The following is a 17319-nucleotide window of genomic DNA, read 5'->3' on the forward strand; positions in this document are numbered from 1 at the left end:
CCGGAGTGTCTCCGCGGTCCGAGTCCGTTCGGGCTCGCGCCCGCGACGACTTACTTGACGGAAGCCTTGAGCTTCGAGCCGGCGGTCACCTTGACGCGCTTGCCGGCCGGGATCTGGATCTCGGCGCCGGTCTGCGGGTTGCGGCCCGTGCGAGCGGCGGTGTCGGTCTGCTCGAAGGCGATCCAACCCGGGATCGAGACCTTGCCGCCCGTGGCGACGGTCTCAGCGACGGTGGTGAACAGCGCGTCGACAACGCTGCCGACGGTCGCCTGGCTCTGGCCGGTCGATGCGGCGATGGCGGCGACGAGTTCGGTCTTGTTCAAATTTGCCATTGTGAGGGTCCTCCTCGGACGTTGCTGCAACGTACAGCTGATGTGTTGGTAGCGAAGGTGTCGCTGATACGGCACCAACTGGTCGGTGTGACCGCCTCGAATGTAGCAGCAATCCGCGAGATTTCGCGGATTTCTGCGCTCTACGCGGACAAACGGGCCTGCGTGTCGGTCGTTTCCCAGCTGGGAGGCGTCGGTGTGGCCGCTCAGCGGACGCCGATGACGCTGTGCCCGGCAGCTCGCGACAGCAACCACGCCTCGATCGTCGGGAAGAGCGTCAGGACGGCGATCGCGAGGAACGCGAACTGATACGGCAGCAATTGGCCGCCAGCGAACCCGTCCTCGAGGGAGAATCCGGTCGTCAGCAGGATCGCCCCGACGGCGACACCGAAGCCGCTCGCGACCTGTTGCAGGGTCGAGTTGAGCGTGTTCGCCCGGGACATCGCAGCGGGTTCGACGTCGGCGAACGTGATGGTGTTGTACGCCGTGAAGCCGATCGACCGGGCGATCCCGCTGAGGAAGAGCAGCACCGCCGTCAGCACGATTGACGTGTCAGCGGTGAGGAACGCCATCCCGGCCATGCACAGGACGCCGATCAGGTTCGACGACACGAGCACCAGACGGAATCCGAACCGCCGCAGCATCCAGGTCGTCGCCGGTTTGATCGCGAGGTTGCCGGCGAAGAGGAAGAGCACCATCGAACCCGCCTGCACCGGTGTCCAGCCGAACGCGTCCTGGAACAGCAGCGGCAGGAGGAAGGGGACGGCGCTGATCGTGAGTCGGTAGACGCTTCCGCCGGCGTTGGCCAGACGGAAGGTCTCGATCCGCAGCGAGCGGAGGTCGACGAACGGGTGCGGCGCACGGAACAGGTGTCGGATCGCGAGGGCGAGCAGGACGACACCTGCCACGAGCGACCCGATGAACCACCGGGCGTCGAACCCGGCGCCGGACACCAGGGACGCCGCCACGAGGAGCGACGCGAGCCCGACGCAGGCGAGGGACAGCCCGAGCCAGTCGAGCGGAGGCACCTCGTCGGCGGCGAAGTCGGGGACGATGCGGAGCGCCACGACGAAGGCGACGACACCGATCGGCACGTTGATGAGGAAGATCCAGTGCCAGGAGGCGTATTGGGTGATGACCCCACCGAGGAACGGCGCGATGATCGGGGCGGCGAGGGCGGGCCACGTCAGAAGGGCGATGGCCTGGATCAACCGCTCCTTGGGCGTCACCCGGAGCACGGCCAGCCGGCCGACCGGCACCATCAATGCGCCGCCGACGCCCTGGAGCACCCGGAAGCCGACGAGCATCGGCAGGCTCGAGCTCAGCGCGCACAGCACGGAGGCGATCGTGAATACCGCGATCGCCAGCGCGAAGATGCGCTTCGCACCGAACCGGTCCGTCAGCCAACCGCTGACGGGGATGAGGACGGCGACCGTGAGCAGGAACGCGGTGACGGCGAGCCCGACGGCGGTCGACGAGGTCCCGAGGTCCCGGGCGATACTCGGTGCGGCTGTGGTGAGGATCGTCCCGTCGAGGTTCTCCATGAAGAAGCAGCCGGCGACCAGGAGGGCGATGGCTCGTTGCGTGCGGACGTCCAGCAGCGCCTCCTCGGTGGATGTGGGAACCGTTCGATCCTTGCAGTTGTCGCCGACAACGCGAAAGGGCCGCCCGCGATGCGGACGGCCCTTTCGGTGTTGCGATGCTGTGTCAGCGGAATGTGAGCTCCGACTGAGCGGGTGTTACCAGCTCGACTTACGGACGCCGGGCAGTTCGCCCTTGTGCGCCATGTCGCGGAAGCGAACGCGGCTGATGCCGAACTTCGAGAGGTTGCCTCGCGGGCGACCGTCGATCGCGTCGCGGTTGCGGAGGCGAACCGGCGAAGCGTTGCGAGGAAGCTTCTGGAGGCCGAGGCGAGCTGCTTCACGCGACTCGTCGGTCCCGGCGGGGTCGACGAGAGCCTTCTTCAGCTCGGCGCGCTTCGCGGCGTAGCGGTCGACGATAACCTTGCGCTGCTCGTTACGGGCGATCTTGCTCTTCTTAGCCATGTTTAGCGCTCCTCTCGGAATTCAACGTGCTTGCGCACTACGGGGTCGTACTTCTTGAGCACGAGACGGTCTGGGTTGTTGCGACGGTTCTTCTTGGTCACGTACGTGTAACCGGTACCAGCCGTCGAACGGAGCTTGATGATTGGACGGACGTCCTGCTGCTTAGCCATTAGATCTTCACCCCACGAGCGAGAATGTCCTTGACGACGGATTCGATGCCACGGGCGTCGATCACCTTGATGCCCTTGGCGGACACCTTGAGGGTGACGTTACGACGCAGCGAGGGCACGTAGTAGGTCTTCTTCTGCACGTTCGGGTCGAAGCGGCGCTTCGTGCGACGGTGCGAGTGCGAGATGTTGTGACCGAAGCCGGGAACGGCTCCTGTCACCTGGCACACTGCTGCCATAGTAGTTTCTCCTTCATTACCGCAGGGCGACTGCCCTGCCCAAGATCTCTTGTCGGCGTGCGCGATCCCGGTCTGCGCGAGCGGTGGGGGATCGTGAACACGATGTGGACATGGAGCGTCCACACCAAGGGTCAAGCGTACGCTGTGACCAGGCGTTTTGCAAATTCGTGTTTCTACCACTTCACGCGCTGTGCGCGTTCACGCACTGCGTGTTAACGCAAAATGGCCACCCAAGAACCTTGGGTGGCCATCTCAACGAAGAAGTCCGGCGGTGTCCTACTCTCCCACAGGGTCCCCCCTGCAGTACCATCGGCGCAAAGAGTCTTAGCTTCCGGGTTCGGAATGTGACCGGGCGTTTCCCTCTCGCTATGGCCGCCGAAACACTATTGATGTATCAAAGTGAACAAGCAAACCAACACGCTGTGCGAACACAGTGGTGTTGTTTGCGGGTTCTCGACCGTACATCGAGAACCACTCAGTGGACGCGTAGCATCTTCGTATTCAAACAAAGAAAGTGTTATCAAATTATCGGCTTATTAGTACCGGTCAGCTCCGAGAGTCTTTCGTCCTCTCTTCCACATCCGGCCTATCAACCCAGTAGTCTGGCTGGGAGCCTCTCGCCCGAAGGCATGGAAATCTCATCTTAAGGCCGGCTTCCCGCTTAGATGCTTTCAGCGGTTATCCATCCCGAACGTAGCTAATCAGCGGTGCTCCTGGCGGAACAACTGACACACCAGAGGTTCGTCCAACCCGGTCCTCTCGTACTAGGGTCAGATCCTTTCAAATTTCCTGCGCGCGCAGCGGATAGGGACCGAACTGTCTCACGACGTTCTAAACCCAGCTCGCGTACCGCTTTAATGGGCGAACAGCCCAACCCTTGGGACCTACTCCAGCCCCAGGATGCGACGAGCCGACATCGAGGTGCCAAACCATGCCGTCGATATGGACTCTTGGGCAAGATCAGCCTGTTATCCCCGAGGTACCTTTTATCCGTTGAGCGACAGCGCTTCCACAAGCCACTGCCGGATCACTAGTCCCGACTTTCGTCCCTGCTCGACTTGTCAGTCTCACAGTCAAGCTCCCTTGTGCACTTACACTCGACACCTGATTGCCAACCAGGTTGAGGGAACCTTTGGGCGCCTCCGTTACTTTTTGGGAGGCAACCGCCCCAGTTAAACTACCCACCAGGCACTGTCCCTGAACCGGATTACGGTTCGAAGTTAGATATCCAGAGTGACCAGAGTGGTATTTCAACAATGACTCCACCTGAACTAGCGTCCAAGCTTCAAAGTCTCCCACCTATCCTACACAAGCCACACCGAACACCAATACCAAGCTGTAGTAAAGGTCACGGGGTCTTTCCGTCCTGCTGCGCGTAACGAGCATCTTTACTCGTAATGCAATTTCGCCGAGTTCGCGGTTGAGACAGCTGGGAAGTCGTTACGCCATTCGTGCAGGTCGGAACTTACCCGACAAGGAATTTCGCTACCTTAGGATGGTTATAGTTACCACCGCCGTTTACTGGGGCTTAAATTCTCAGCTTCGCCTTGCGGCTAACCGTTCCTCTTAACCTTCCAGCACCGGGCAGGCGTCAGTCCGTATACATCGTCTTGCGACTTGGCACGGACCTGTGTTTTTAGTAAACAGTCGCTTCCCACTGGTCTCTGCGGCCTTCAAACGCTTTCGGAGCAAGTCCTAATACGCCTCAGGCCCCCCTTCTCCCGAAGTTACGGGGGCATTTTGCCGAGTTCCTTAACCACGATTCTCTCGATCTCCTTAGTATTCTCTACCTGACCACCTGAGTCGGTTTGGGGTACGGGCCACTAGAACCTCGCGTCGATGCTTTTCTTGGCAGCATAGGATCACCTACTATCCCTTACGGGTCCGTATCGTGTCTCAGCCTTCACGAGAGACGGATTTGCCTATCTCTCAGCCTACGCACTTACACCGGGACAACCATCGCCCGGCATAGGCTACCTTCCTGCGTCACACCTGTTAATACGCTAAACGCACCAGCATGGGGTCGAGCGTTAGACCGGACCCATCATCCCCGAAGGGAATCAGTCGTCCGGGTTAGGACTCTTAGCACCACTGGATTATCTTGGGCGGTTCTTCGCGGGTACGGGAATATCAACCCGTTGTCCATCGACTACGCCTGTCGGCCTCGCCTTAGGTCCCGACTTACCCAGGGAAGATTAGCTTGACCCTGGAACCCTTGGTCTTTCGGAGGACATGTTTCTCACATGTCTTTCGCTACTCATGCCTGCATTCTCACTCGTGTAGCGTCCACGGCTGGTTTACACCGCCGCTTCACTCGCCACACGACGCTCTCCTACCCATCAATACGGCTGGACCACGAAGGCCTACCAAAAATATCAATGCCACAACTTCGGTGGCGTGCTTGAGCCCCGTTACATTGTCGGCGCGGAATCACTTGACCAGTGAGCTATTACGCACTCTTTCAAGGGTGGCTGCTTCTAAGCCAACCTCCTGGTTGTCTGTGCAACTCCACATCCTTTCCCACTTAGCACGCGCTTTGGGACCTTAGTTGGTGGTCTGGGTTGTTTCCCTCTCGACGATGAAGCTTATCCCCCACCGTCTCACTGCTGCGCTCTCACTTACCGGCATTCGGAGTTTGGCTGACGTCAGTAAGCTTTTGGGCCCCATCGGCCATCCAGTAGCTCTACCTCCGGCAAGAAACACGCAACGCTGCACCTAAATGCATTTCGGAGAGAACCAGCTATCACGAAGTTTGATTGGCCTTTCACCCCTATCCACAGCTCATCCCCTCAGTTTTCAACCTAAGTGGGTTCGGTCCTCCACGACGTCTTACCGTCGCTTCAACCTGGCCATGGATAGATCACTTCGCTTCGGGTCTAGGACATGCGACTGAATCGCCCTATTCAGACTCGCTTTCGCTACGGCTACCCCACACGGGTTAACCTCGCCACATATCGCTAACTCGCAGGCTCATTCTTCAAAAGGCACGCTGTCACACCAACAAGGGTGCTCCAACGGTTTGTAAGCAAACGGTTTCAGGTACTATTTCACTCCCCTCCCGGGGTACTTTTCACCTTTCCCTCACGGTACTTGTCCGCTATCGGTCATCTGGGAGTATTTAGGCTTATCAGGTGGTCCTGACAGATTCACACGGGATTTCTCGGGCCCCGTGCTACTTGGGATACTCCTCGCACGATTGCAGCATTTCGACTACCGGGCTGGCACCGTCTCTGGCTGGGCTTTCAATCCCATTCGTCTATACCACGTTCTAATGCTCCCCGAATATCAGTTCGGAGTGAGAAGTCCCACAACCCCGGACATGCAACGCCTGATAGCTATCACACATGCCCGGTTTAGCCTCTTCCGATTTCGCTCGCCACTACTGACGGAATCACTGTTGTTTTCTCTTCCTGGGGGTACTGAGATGTTTCACTTCCCCCCGTTCCCTCTACCCGCCCTATATATTCAGGCGGGAGTCACCAGATCACCACAAGGGCCTGGCGGGGTTTCCCCATTCGGAAATCCTCGGATCACAGCTCGTTTATCAGCTCCCCGAGGCTTATCGCAGATTACTACGTCCTTCTTCGGCTCCAGATGCCAAGGCATCCACCGTTTGCTCTTAGAAATTTGAAATCACATGAGTTTGAATCGATCGGCATCAGTTACCTGATGCAGATTGACCAATGATCAACATCACTTCCGAAGAAGCATGTTTTGATCTTTGTGATCCACAACCCCAAAGGGTCATGAATCTAAGATGCTCGCGTCCACTGTGTAGTTCTCAAAGTACGGGCGGTACCTCTCTCCTTGACCATTGATGTCAAGCAAAAGAGGCCCTGAGGTTCGTCCTTCCTCCACCGAAGCGGAGAAGATCCGGTCCCTCAGGACCCAACAGCGTGCATATGCAAACCCTCGAGCCGGCCACCGTTCCAATCCCCCGAAGAAGACGTACTTGCTGGCAGACTCTCACGTCTGCATCAATGTCAATGTTCCACCCATGAGCGCCACCCGAGAACATTCGTCTCAGTGTGACTTGGCAACGTAAACCTCGCTGTATACAGACGAGCGTTGCACATGCTCCTTAGAAAGGAGGTGATCCAGCCGCACCTTCCGGTACGGCTACCTTGTTACGACTTAGTCCTAATTACCGATCCCACCTTAGACAGCTCCATCCTTGCGGTTAGGCCACTGGCTTCGGGTGTTACCGACTTTCATGACTTGACGGGCGGTGTGTACAAGGCCCGGGAACGTATTCACCGCAGCGTTGCTGATCTGCGATTACTAGCGACTCCGACTTCATGAGGTCGAGTTGCAGACCTCAATCCGAACTGGGACCAGCTTTTTGGGATTCGCTCCACCTTACGGTATTGCAGCCCTTTGTACTGGCCATTGTAGCATGCGTGAAGCCCAAGACATAAGGGGCATGATGATTTGACGTCGTCCCCACCTTCCTCCGAGTTGACCCCGGCAGTATCCCATGAGTTCCCACCATTACGTGCTGGCAACATAGAACGAGGGTTGCGCTCGTTGCGGGACTTAACCCAACATCTCACGACACGAGCTGACGACAACCATGCACCACCTGTTTACGAGTGTCCAAAGAGTTGACCATTTCTGGCCCGTTCTCGTATATGTCAAGCCTTGGTAAGGTTCTTCGCGTTGCATCGAATTAATCCGCATGCTCCGCCGCTTGTGCGGGCCCCCGTCAATTCCTTTGAGTTTTAGCCTTGCGGCCGTACTCCCCAGGCGGGGCGCTTAATGCGTTAGCTACGACACGGAAACCGTGGAATGGTCCCCACATCTAGCGCCCAACGTTTACGGGGTGGACTACCAGGGTATCTAAGCCTGTTTGCTCCCCACCCTTTCGCTCCTCAGCGTCAGTAGCGGCCCAGAGATCTGCCTTCGCCATCGGTGTTCCTCCTGATATCTGCGCATTCCACCGCTACACCAGGAATTCCAATCTCCCCTACCGCACTCTAGTCTGCCCGTACCCACTGCAGACCCGAGGTTGAGCCTCGGGATTTCACAGCAGACGCGACAAACCGCCTACGAGCTCTTTACGCCCAATAATTCCGGACAACGCTTGCACCCTACGTATTACCGCGGCTGCTGGCACGTAGTTAGCCGGTGCTTTTTCTGCAGGTACCGTCACTTTCGCTTCTTCCCTGCTAAAAGAGGTTTACAACCCGAAGGCCGTCGTCCCTCACGCGGCGTTGCTGCATCAGGCTTTCGCCCATTGTGCAATATTCCCCACTGCTGCCTCCCGTAGGAGTCTGGGCCGTGTCTCAGTCCCAGTGTGGCCGGTCACCCTCTCAGGCCGGCTACCCGTCGTCGCCTTGGTGAGCCATTACCTCACCAACAAGCTGATAGGCCGCGAGTCCATCCTTGACCAAAATTCTTTCCAGCAACTCACCATGCGGTGGAAGCTCGTATCCGGTATTAGACGTCGTTTCCAACGCTTATCCCAGAGTCAAGGGCAGGTTACTCACGTGTTACTCACCCGTTCGCCACTAATCCACCCAGCAAGCTGGGCTTCATCGTTCGACTTGCATGTGTTAAGCACGCCGCCAGCGTTCGTCCTGAGCCAGGATCAAACTCTCCGTAAATGTTGAATTGCACGACCACCGAAGCAGCCGGCACATTTCGCGCACCATGCCACCGGAATAGGTGAACACGATGCAAGTTTGAAACTGACAGAACAAATCATTACTGACTTGCTTTGTTTTGTTTAAATGTTTTCCAAAGGAATCTCTTACAACATCAACCAACCGAAAAGGAAGGCATCAATTGCACGAGGTTTTTGGCATTTGACATTGTGCACGCTGTTGAGTTCTCAAGGATCGGATGCTCCTGCCTTTGGCCATCACGACCGCCCTGCAGGGCAACTTCTCTATCTTACATCTTCCCGGCTTGTTGTCAACTCGGCGTTTCAGCCGCTCTGCGAACAGAGTCATGCTGAGCACGAGTGACACCAGGAGGAAGTCATCCAACCGAGACTTGAAGCGGTAACATCGAAATGTTCTCGCTTTTGGCTGGGGATTGTCCCCGCTTGAGGCCGAGAAGCTCTTCCGCTTCCCGCACCTTTGGGGTGACGAGTGATTACTCTACGTGTGTCTCGGGATCGTGGCAAATTCCGCTTGCATCCCGGGCGTGTCGCCCGGAATTACGCGGTTTTCGCCGAGGCGGCCGCGAACGGGTCGGCGCAGGGTCACTGCGCGACACCCGTGCCGGCGCACCAGGACAGGTCGAAACCGGCCTGCGTCCCGACCACCTTGCCGGTGCGGGCGTCGACGACCTCGATCTCGGGACCGTTGGGCATCGGCGCGTTGGCGTACCCGTCGAACCCGGCCTTCGCGAAGTCGGGGACGACGACGACCGCGACGTACTCCGCGTTCGGGCTCGCGCACAGTGACCAGATGACGGCACCCGCGTCAGGTCGATAGAGCTCGGCGGTCGCGCCGTCCTTGATCGCCAGTACCCGCTGCTCCGTGGTTCCGGCGGCGCGGTCGTAGTCGGCGTAGATCCTGGCCGACAGGGACTCGGACAGTGCGACGAGTTGTCCGGGGATCTCGGTGGGTGCCAGCGAGGGCAGGACGAACGGTTCGCTCTTCCCCGTCGCGAGGTCGAGCACGACCACACCGTCGACCTGCTCGATGACGACCTTGGTGGTGCCCGGGATGTAGCTCGAGATGAGGGAGGCCCGCCCGAGCAGCACCGGGTCGGTCGTCGCAGCAGGATCGAGCAGCTCGAGCGAGTTGTCCACCGTGCGGACGAGCATCGAGGAGGTCCGGGGCACGAACGACCACTCCGCCGCCTGGACCGCGGCCCCGTCGATCCCGCCGACCCGGGCGGCCTCCGTGGGTTTCCCCTCGCGCAGCTCGAACGAGTACAGCGTGAGGTTGTCGCCCCCATCGCGGCCGAACGACTGTTCCGTGAACAGGAACCCCACCCGACTCTGCGCCGGAGCGGTCTGCAAGGAGGTGATCATCCCGCCCATCGGGAGTGCCACCTCCTGGGTACTCCCGTCGGTCGTGTCCACCACCACGATGCGGCCGAGCCCGCTCGTCTCCTGCTCCACGACGATCAGGGAGTCGCCGATCGTCGCGAACTCCTGGATCTTCGCCGCTTCGTACGCGGTCTCGGGTTCACCACCGCCGATCGAGAGGCGCACGATCCGGTCGTCCGCCTTCGTCGCCGCCGAGCCGCCGTCCTTGACCGGACTCCTCACGAGCGAGAACCCCTCGACGGGCGGCGTCGAGAACGACGTCGTGAGCGTGGCCGCCGGTCCGCCACCCGGTGCGGTGACCCCGTCGACCGTGATCCGGTAGTCCGTCGCGTAGGCGAGCGGCTCGGGGAACACCAGCGTGATTCCGCCGGCCCCGGTACTGACGTCGAAGTCGGCTGCCGGCTCGATCCGCACTCGGTCCGACCCGAGATCCGCGATCGGTTGGTTCACCGCCAGGACGACCCGCTGGCCCCAGGACTCCACGAGTCCGGTCGGGTCGACCACCGTGCGGACGAGCTTCGGCCCCTGGGTCAAGCCCACGACGGCCGCGCCGCCACCGATGACGACGAGCGCGATCAGCACGATCGCGACCAGCCGGCCGAAACCGCTCCGGTCGCCGGCGGCTTGCGTCGACCGGCCTCGTGCAGCATCCCGGCGATCAGTAGTCATACGGGTCCGCCGGCTCCTCGACCTTGTCGACCTTCGCCGTCCCGACCACCAACGGCAGATGCGAGGCGTCGCTCGCGGTGAGCGCGCCCGAGACCTCGACCCAGTCACCGGGCTTGAGCTGTCGATCCCAGCCGTCGAGCTGCACGGGCACACCGACCGGCTGGGCGTCCACGGCGCAGCAGTTCACGACGAACCGCGAGACGTAGAAGACGTCGGCCGCGTCCGGATCGGCGATCACGAAGCCGACCCCGGTGAAGGCGCGCCCCTCGAGGTCGGCGGGACGCGTCGTCTGACGCAACAGCGTCGCCCAGTCCTTGATGCCGAAGGTGCTGAAGTCCGGGTTCGAGGTCAGCACCGTCTGGGCGTCCTGCCCCTGGACCTCCCCCGCGAGCGTGCCGGAGTTCACCGCGCGCTGGTCGGCAGTCGCGACCGAGAGCGTCGACGGCGGGAGCACCACCATCGCGCCGACCACCGCGAGACTGCCCACGACGGAGGCGAGCTGCAGCGCCGTTCGCCCGCGACGCCTCGGCACCTCCTCGACGTCCACATGGACGAGGACGCTGACGATGCCGAGCGCGACCGCGATGAGCGCCATGATGACGGTGAACACGAAGTAGCGCGGGTGGATGTAGAGCCCGAGGCGATCGGTCAGCGCGAGCCAGAGGATGCACACGGCGGCGGTGACGAGCAGCAGCACGCCCCACCATCGCTGCCGGAGGCGTTCGAGCAGTGGGACGCGACGATCGCCGACCGTCGACGTGTCGGTGTGCGCGTGTCCGTGCGTGGCGTTCTGATCAGGCAAGGGCGTTCACTCCGAATCCGAGGGCCGCCGAGAACAGCACGGCGACCGCGGTGATGATCACGAGGGTCCTGGTCGTGTAGGTGGTGCGCATGAGTGCGAGCATCTTGACGTCGACGACGGGGCCGAGGACGAGGAAGGCGACGATCGAGCCGGGCATGAACGTCGATCCGAAGGACAGCACGAAGAAGGCGTCGACGTTCGAGCAGATCGAGACGATCACGGCGAGCGTCATCATCGCGAGCACCGACCAGACGGGGTTCGCGCCGAGGGTGACGAGCACCTCGCGTGGCACGAGCACCTGCACCGCGCCGGCCACGGCCGACCCGATGAGCAGCGCCGGCATGATCGCGCGCGCTTCGGCGACGAACTGCTGGAGGCTGCGCTCCACCTTCGTGTGCTCGTGCCCGTGCTGCTCGGTCACCTCGCAGCTGGCTTGGAAGGTCGGTGTGAGCAGCGAGCTGGGATCGGGGTGCTTGCTGAAGAGCCACCCGATGAGGTTCGCGAGCAGGAACCCGCCGACGAGCCTGGCGACGAGGATCCCGCCGTCCCAGCCGAAGGCCTGATGCGTCGTGACGATGACGATCGGGTTGAGGATCGGCGCCGCGAGCAGGAAGGTGATCGATTCCGGCACCGTGAACCCGCGCACGATGAGGCCGCGGGCGAGCGGGACGTTGCCGCACTCGCAGACCGGCAGGAACATGCCGAGCAGCGAGATGCAGGCTCGGCGGAGGATCGGCTGCGTCGGCAACCACCGCTCGAGCCAGCCGTCGGGAAGCCAGATCTGCACGAGGATCGACAGCACGATGCCGAGCACCACGAACGGCAGCGACTCCACCACGACGCTGAGCGTCAGGGTCACGAAGTCGCGCACCGCGGTGGGCGGGGTGAGCGCCTCACCGAGCGGCATGAGCGCCCGGAGCACGAAGAGTCCGACCACCACGAGCAGTGCGACACCGATCAGGAGCGGCGTCCGCAGGTTCCGTGGATCACGCCCCTCGGTGCGACCCCAGTGCTCCGCGCCGTCGTCGTCGGGCGCGGTCCAGTCGTCGTCGACCCCGAGGGTTCCGGTCGTCCTGCTCACTCCGGCCTCACGCGCGCTGGGCCGCCGCCGAGCAGTTCTCGCAGAGCCCGAACACGTCGACGACGTGCTTCGCCTCGGTGAACCCGTGCTGCGACGCGACCGAGCGCGCCCAGGCTTCGACCTCGTCGGCCTCGATCTCGATGGTGAGACCACAATTGCGACAGATGAGGTGGTGATGGTGGGTGCCCGGCGTGCAGGCACGGTAGAGGTTCTCGCCCTCCGGCGACTGCAGGGAGTCCGCCTCGCCCTCGACCGCGAGGTCGGAGAGGGCGCGGTACACGGTCGCGAGCCCGATCGGTGAACCGGTGTCGCGGAGCTCTGCGTGCAGACCCTGGGCACTGATGAATCCGTCGTTGCCGCCGAGGGCCTCGCGGACAGCTTCTCGCTGCCAGGTGTTGCGCTTCGCCACGGGTGCTCCTGCCTGTCGCTTCAAGGGTACCCGGGAACCGCTCGGAGGACGCTCCGAAGCAGCTCCACGCGGACGCGGTGCACGGTCCAGGATCATCGTGCGACCTGGGCGTGCCGCGTCTCGCCGACGGGTGCCCGACGACCACGTCGCCCGGACGCGGTGCGCGGCCCGACGATGCGGCAGACGAGGTAGATGAGGAAGGAGATCGTCGTGATGTAGGGGCTGATCGGGAGCGATCCTCCGATGGCGAGCAGGATGCCGCCGACCGCCGAGACGAAGCCGAACAGCATGCTCAGCACCGGGACGAGCACGGGCGACGACGACACCCGGAGCGCCGCGGCCGCGGGCGTCACCAGCAGCGCGAGGACGAGCAACGCACCGATGATCTGCACCGACACCGCGACGGTGAGCCCGAGCAGCACCATGAAGGCGAGCGAGACGAACCGGCTCGGCACCCCACGCGCTGCGGCGACGTCCGGGTCGAGGCTGTCGAAGCTGAGCGGTCGCCAGAGGAGGAGGAGGGCGACCAGCACGACGATGCTGATGACGATGAGGAGGCCGAGCTGCGGGTCGTCGACCGAGACGATCTGCCCCGTGAGGAGCCCGAACTTGTTCGCACTCCGGCCCGGATAGAGCGCGAGGAACAGGATGCCGAGGCCGAGGCCGAACGGCATGAGCACCCCGATGATCGAGTTGCGGTCGCGCGCTTTCGAGCCGAGCAGGCCGATGAGGATCGCGGCGACGAGGGACCCCGCGAGGGACCCGACGACGACGTTGGCCCCGAACAGCAGCGCACCGGCAGCGCCGGCGAAGGACAGCTCGCTGATCCCGTGCACCGCGAACGCCATGTCCCGCTGCATGACGAACACGCCGATGAGGCCGCCGACGATGCCCAGGACCGCGCCGGCGATGATCGAGTTCTGCACGAGTTCGAGGAGTGCGCCGTAGTCCTGGAAGTTGAACAGGCGTCCCCAGAGATCGTCGGTGTTCATGCGCCGACCCCCACCGCACCGGTGTGCGGATCATCGTGGTGATGGTGATGGGTCTCGCTGTCGGGGATGCCGACCACGACGACCCGACCGTGGCTGCGGAGCACGTCGACGGGCGTGCCGTAGAGCTCGGACAGCACCTCGCTGCGGAGCACCTCGTCGGGGGTGCCCTCCCGGAACCGCCCGCCCGCGAGGTACAGGATGCGGTCGACCATGGGGAGCACCGGGTTCACGTCGTGGGTGACGAAGACCACCGCCGTGTCGTGCTCGCGTCGGCGACGGTCGATGAGTTCACTGACCCCGCGCTGATGCTGGAGGTCGAGGCTGAGCAGTGGTTCGTCGCAGAGCAGGAGGATCGGGTCGTCCGCGAGCGCCTGGGCGACACGGAGCCGCTGCTGCTCACCGCCGGACAGGGTGCCCACGGCGCCGTCGGCGTAGGCGGTCGCGCCGACGGAGGCGATCAGCTCGTCGACCCGACGCTTCGTCGCCGCGGTGCGGATGGGGAGTCCGAAGCGGTGACCGTCGACGCCGAGGGCGACGAGATCGCGACCGCGCATCGGCGTGCCGGCGGGGATGAGCTTCTGCTGCGGGATGTAGCCGATGCGGCGGTCGCCGCGGTGCACCGGGCCTCCGGCGACCCTGATGGTCCCTCGGTCGAGCTGCTGCTGCCCGAGGATGGTGCGCAGCAGACTCGTCTTGCCGGAGCCGTTCGGGCCGAGCACGGCGAGGAACTCCCCCGGGCGCACCGAGAGGTCGAGGCCGTCCCAGAGCGTGCGACCGCCGAACCCGAGCTCGGCCCCGGCGAGTGCGAGGACGTCGACGGGGCCTGAGCCGTTCGTCGGACCGCTGGTCATCGATTCAGGGCGTCCGCCACGGCGTCGACGTTCTCGGTCATCCACGAGAGGTAGTCCTTGCCGTCCGGGAGGGTCTCGGTGAATGACAGCACCGGCACGCCTGCGTTCTCCGCGGCGGTCTTGACCTGCTCGGTCTCGCCGCCACTCGTCTGCTCATTGTAGGCAAGCAGCGCGACCGATCCGCCGCCGAAGAGGTCGAGCGTCTCCTTGAGGACGGTCGGCGACACGTCGGTGCCCTCCTCGATCGCCTCGCTGAACGCCTCTGGGGTGCGGTTCACGAGTCCGGCGCCCTCGAGCAGGTAGAGCGGGACGGGCTCGGTGATGGCGACGCCCTCGCCGTCGTGCGCGGTCTTGATCGCGGCCTGGGCCGTCTCGATCGTGCCGAGGGAGTCGGTGAAGGCCTTCGCGTTCGCGGTGTACGTGGCCGCGTTCGCGCTGTCGAGTTCGCCGAGCTCCTTGGCCAGCTCGTCGGCGAGCTTCGCCATCGTCGGGAAGCTGTACCAGACGTGCTCGTTGAAGCCCTCGATGTGGTCGTGGCCGTCGTCCTCGGCGTGTGCTTCGTCCGTGTGCTGCTCGTCGGCGTGGTCGTCGTCCGGGGCGAGGCCCGACAGGTCGACGACGTTGACGACCTCGACGGACTCGTTCTTGGCTGCGTCGAGGAGCGTGTCGACGAACGGGTCGTAGCCGCCGCCGTTCTCGATGACGAGGTCGGCGTTCTTGATGGAGAGCTGGTCCTGCGTGCTCGCCTCGTAGGAGTGCGGGTCCTGGGCGGCCGAGGAGATGAGCGAGATCACCTCGACGTCCTTGCCGCCGATCTTCGAGGCGATGTCGCCGTACACGTTCGTGGAGGCGACGATGTTGATCTTGCCGTCGTCGGCCGCGCTCGACGCGCTGCTGCCGGAGCAGCCCGCGAGGACGAGGGCGGCTGCCGGGAGGATGGCCAAGGCCGGGAGCAGGGTGCGAGCGCGCATTGATGAACCTTCTCGATCGGGGTGAGAACACCAACGCTACGCCTATTGATACTGATTCTCAAAATCGCCCCTCGGAGGGCTCAAGAGGCCACCGGGGCGGACAGGCGAGAGCGTCCCGCTTCTCCCCGATGTGAGGCCGCGTTCATAGGCCCACGGAGCGCCTTGCACGACGCACAGCATCGACAGAACCGAGGATCTCAGGGGTCGCGGTGCGTCGTATCAGGAGCTCTGTCTCACTCTCGTTCATCTGCGCAATGCTGGCGGCCTCCTCACGAGAAGCGCGGACGACATCGATCATGTGGTGGGCGATGGCCAGCGCCTCTGCCTGCCGCACTCGATAGAAGCTATGCCGCTCCACCAGGGCTTGGAGGCTGAATGCCCGACTGCCTTCGCCGATGTCGGTGAGACCGGTCGGCGAAGCGTTCAGGTCGGGTGAGAGGTCGAAGGCCGGTGTGAATTCCGCATGCTCGCCATCCCAGAACGCGGCGATGTTCCGCAGGTGGTCGTCATCGATGCGCATGACCATCCGGAACGCCAGTCGACGGAACAGTTCCGGCCCGATCTCCGCTGGCTCCGAGGACAAGTCGACCATCTTCTGGACGAGCTGCGGGTAGGACGCGCCCGATGCCCCCGCGAATGCGATGATCGTGTTTCCAGATAGCACCATTCGTCGCCCCTCGCCGTCACGGTCGAAGCGTTCGATGAGGAGCGTGAGTCCGCGACCGCCGATGTCCACGAGCCGCGCGTCCGGCACATCGATGCCTGCTTTCGACGCGATGAAGATGGCGGCCCGCTCGGCTTTGATGAGCGGGCTCACCCGGTCATAACCGGTGGTGAACTTGGCCAGCCAGGAACGATCTTCCATCCGGACGAACGCTTTCGGCTGGGATCCTCCGGCAGCGGTGAGCGTGTTCCGCACCGCTGCGTCGAATTCGGGGCCTACGGGTACATCGTCGTCAATGGCGGCCGCTGCCTCCGCCACTCGTCGCAGTGAGCTCTCACCGTCACGCGGAACATACTCCGTCGCGCTGGCCTGGAAGTCGATGGCCCCGACGCGTTCGGACCCCGATTCGAGCATGTACCGCACGTCAGGGAGCGTGTCTTCGTGGTCGACACCGAGCTGACGGTTGATGACCTGTCGCCCCCAGTTGTCTGGCATCGCGTCGCGAATCGTGAACGGCATGCCGATGCCGGGTATCGGCGGGTATGCAACTCCTCGTTCGGCGGGCAGGTCCGGGCCGAGACTCACTCCGCCGGACTCGAGATAACTGCGGGCGTACTGGAATGCCAGGCCGCTGGCGGTCTGGGACCGAAACAAGACCCCTGCGACCACCGGTTCACGGTGTCCTTCCGGGAACATCCATACGTATGTGCGACCGTCAGAAGTCATCGTCGGTTCCCTGCTCGCGTCGGTTGCGAACATTGGATGGGATAAGCGTCAGGACTTGCTCGCCTTGCCCTCGGGTTCGGGCCAGCGTCTTCGGATCGGTGATGTCGAAGAGTGCGACGCCGGCTGCGACCGCGGCATTGAGGACATGCCCGAACGACACGGAAGGGTCACCGCGCTCGATGAGCGTCATCGTGCGCGGGGACACGTCGATGAGTACGGCAAGCTGCGCAGCAGTCATCTTCCGAGCATGTCGACTCAGCCGAATCTGCTGTCCAAGGATGCGAGCGGCGTCCGCCGCCTGCACCGACATGACGATCTTGTTTCGGCTCATGCTCATTACTTTCGCATTGAGCCGATCTCAGTGTCAA

Annotated in this window: 14 protein-coding genes and 3 rRNA genes; all 17 read right to left on the reverse strand. The window is 62.8% G+C overall.

Features of this window, described 5'->3' with window-relative positions:
- Nucleotides 1–50: 50 nt before the first annotated feature.
- The 17 genes from FGL15_RS07725 to FGL15_RS07805 all read right to left on the reverse strand — a co-directional run bounded on the left by FGL15_RS07725 (nucleotide 51) and on the right by FGL15_RS07805 (nucleotide 17282).
- The gene (locus FGL15_RS07725; protein WP_064294762.1) at nucleotides 51–332 is read right to left on the reverse strand and encodes an HU family DNA-binding protein; all 282 of its coding nucleotides are present in this window, start codon (nucleotides 330–332) and stop codon (nucleotides 51–53) included.
- Nucleotides 333–535: 203 nt separating this feature from the next.
- The gene (locus tag FGL15_RS07730) at nucleotides 536–1930 is read right to left on the reverse strand and encodes a DHA2 family efflux MFS transporter permease subunit (protein ID WP_205858737.1); all 1395 of its coding nucleotides are present in this window, start codon (nucleotides 1928–1930) and stop codon (nucleotides 536–538) included.
- A 138-nt stretch (nucleotides 1931–2068) separates the two neighbouring features.
- The gene (rpsN, locus tag FGL15_RS07735; protein ID WP_138945607.1) at nucleotides 2069–2374 is read right to left on the reverse strand and encodes a 30S ribosomal protein S14; all 306 of its coding nucleotides are present in this window, start codon (nucleotides 2372–2374) and stop codon (nucleotides 2069–2071) included.
- 2 nt (nucleotides 2375–2376) lie between these two features.
- Nucleotides 2377–2544, reverse strand: coding sequence for a 50S ribosomal protein L33 (gene rpmG, locus FGL15_RS07740; protein ID WP_056010525.1), 168 nt, complete (start codon nucleotides 2542–2544; stop codon nucleotides 2377–2379).
- Nucleotides 2544–2780 carry a 50S ribosomal protein L28 gene (rpmB, locus tag FGL15_RS07745; protein ID WP_056010522.1) on the reverse strand — a complete coding sequence of 79 codons (237 nt, stop codon included), beginning with the start codon at nucleotides 2778–2780 and terminating at the stop codon, nucleotides 2544–2546. The genes rpmG and rpmB overlap by 1 nt, the downstream gene beginning before the upstream one ends.
- A 263-nt stretch (nucleotides 2781–3043) precedes the next feature.
- A 5S ribosomal RNA gene (rrf, locus tag FGL15_RS07750) occupies nucleotides 3044–3160 on the reverse strand.
- A 136-nt stretch (nucleotides 3161–3296) separates the two neighbouring features.
- Nucleotides 3297–6413: ribosomal RNA gene (locus FGL15_RS07755) — 23S ribosomal RNA — on the reverse strand.
- Between the two features lie 452 nt (nucleotides 6414–6865).
- A 16S ribosomal RNA gene (locus FGL15_RS07760) occupies nucleotides 6866–8386 on the reverse strand.
- The 16S, 23S and 5S rRNA genes sit together here, the layout of an rRNA operon.
- 602 nt (nucleotides 8387–8988) lie before the next feature.
- The gene (locus tag FGL15_RS07765) at nucleotides 8989–10455 is read right to left on the reverse strand and encodes a hypothetical protein (RefSeq protein ID WP_138945608.1); all 1467 of its coding nucleotides are present in this window, start codon (nucleotides 10453–10455) and stop codon (nucleotides 8989–8991) included.
- On the reverse strand, nucleotides 10445–11257 hold the full coding sequence (locus FGL15_RS07770) for a TIGR03943 family protein (RefSeq protein ID WP_240773852.1): 813 nt from the start codon (nucleotides 11255–11257) through the stop codon (nucleotides 10445–10447). Before FGL15_RS07770 ends, FGL15_RS07765 begins: the two co-directional genes overlap by 11 nt.
- Entirely contained in the window at nucleotides 11250–12338 is a 1089-nt protein-coding gene (locus tag FGL15_RS07775) for a permease (protein ID WP_369821859.1), read from the reverse strand. The genes FGL15_RS07770 and FGL15_RS07775 overlap by 8 nt, the downstream gene beginning before the upstream one ends.
- A 7-nt stretch (nucleotides 12339–12345) precedes the next feature.
- Entirely contained in the window at nucleotides 12346–12747 is a 402-nt protein-coding gene (locus FGL15_RS07780; RefSeq protein ID WP_079704165.1) for a Fur family transcriptional regulator, read from the reverse strand.
- 92 nt (nucleotides 12748–12839) lie between these two features.
- On the reverse strand, nucleotides 12840–13739 hold the full coding sequence (locus tag FGL15_RS07785; RefSeq protein ID WP_085511689.1) for a metal ABC transporter permease: 900 nt from the start codon (nucleotides 13737–13739) through the stop codon (nucleotides 12840–12842).
- The gene (locus FGL15_RS07790) at nucleotides 13736–14590 is read right to left on the reverse strand and encodes a metal ABC transporter ATP-binding protein (protein WP_138945609.1); all 855 of its coding nucleotides are present in this window, start codon (nucleotides 14588–14590) and stop codon (nucleotides 13736–13738) included. Before FGL15_RS07790 ends, FGL15_RS07785 begins: the two co-directional genes overlap by 4 nt.
- The gene (locus FGL15_RS07795) at nucleotides 14587–15561 is read right to left on the reverse strand and encodes a metal ABC transporter solute-binding protein, Zn/Mn family (RefSeq protein ID WP_138945610.1); all 975 of its coding nucleotides are present in this window, start codon (nucleotides 15559–15561) and stop codon (nucleotides 14587–14589) included. The genes FGL15_RS07790 and FGL15_RS07795 overlap by 4 nt, the downstream gene beginning before the upstream one ends.
- A 142-nt stretch (nucleotides 15562–15703) precedes the next feature.
- Nucleotides 15704–16894 (reverse strand): type II toxin-antitoxin system HipA family toxin, encoded by a 1191-nt coding sequence (locus FGL15_RS07800; protein ID WP_168223349.1) that lies wholly within the window; start codon nucleotides 16892–16894, stop codon nucleotides 15704–15706.
- A gap of 46 nt (nucleotides 16895–16940) precedes the next feature.
- Nucleotides 16941–17282 (reverse strand): helix-turn-helix transcriptional regulator, encoded by a 342-nt coding sequence (locus FGL15_RS07805; RefSeq protein ID WP_168223350.1) that lies wholly within the window; start codon nucleotides 17280–17282, stop codon nucleotides 16941–16943.
- Nucleotides 17283–17319: the final 37 nt, after the last annotated feature.

Origin of the sequence: Plantibacter sp. M259 (assembly GCF_006065115.1) — a bacterium.
GTDB classification, from domain to species: domain Bacteria; phylum Actinomycetota; class Actinomycetes; order Actinomycetales; family Microbacteriaceae; genus Plantibacter; species Plantibacter auratus.

What these genes read in the sequence shown, in the direction of transcription:
- FGL15_RS07765 (WP_138945608.1), bottom strand. Translation starts at nt 10,455, where the DNA reads ATGACTACTGATCGCCGGGATGCTGCACGAGGCCGGTCGACGCAAGCC.
- rpmB (WP_056010522.1), bottom strand. Translation starts at nt 2,780, where the DNA reads ATGGCAGCAGTGTGCCAGGTGACAGGAGCCGTTCCCGGCTTCGGTCAC.
- FGL15_RS07805 (WP_168223350.1), bottom strand. Translation starts at nt 17,282, where the DNA reads ATGAGCCGAAACAAGATCGTCATGTCGGTGCAGGCGGCGGACGCCGCT.
- FGL15_RS07785 (WP_085511689.1), bottom strand. Translation starts at nt 13,739, where the DNA reads ATGAACACCGACGATCTCTGGGGACGCCTGTTCAACTTCCAGGACTAC.
- FGL15_RS07725 (WP_064294762.1), bottom strand. Translation starts at nt 332, where the DNA reads ATGGCAAATTTGAACAAGACCGAACTCGTCGCCGCCATCGCCGCATCG.
- rpsN (WP_138945607.1), bottom strand. Translation starts at nt 2,374, where the DNA reads ATGGCTAAGAAGAGCAAGATCGCCCGTAACGAGCAGCGCAAGGTTATC.
- rpmG (WP_056010525.1), bottom strand. Translation starts at nt 2,544, where the DNA reads ATGGCTAAGCAGCAGGACGTCCGTCCAATCATCAAGCTCCGTTCGACG.
- FGL15_RS07795 (WP_138945610.1), bottom strand. Translation starts at nt 15,561, where the DNA reads ATGCGCGCTCGCACCCTGCTCCCGGCCTTGGCCATCCTCCCGGCAGCC.
- FGL15_RS07790 (WP_138945609.1), bottom strand. Translation starts at nt 14,590, where the DNA reads ATGACCAGCGGTCCGACGAACGGCTCAGGCCCCGTCGACGTCCTCGCA.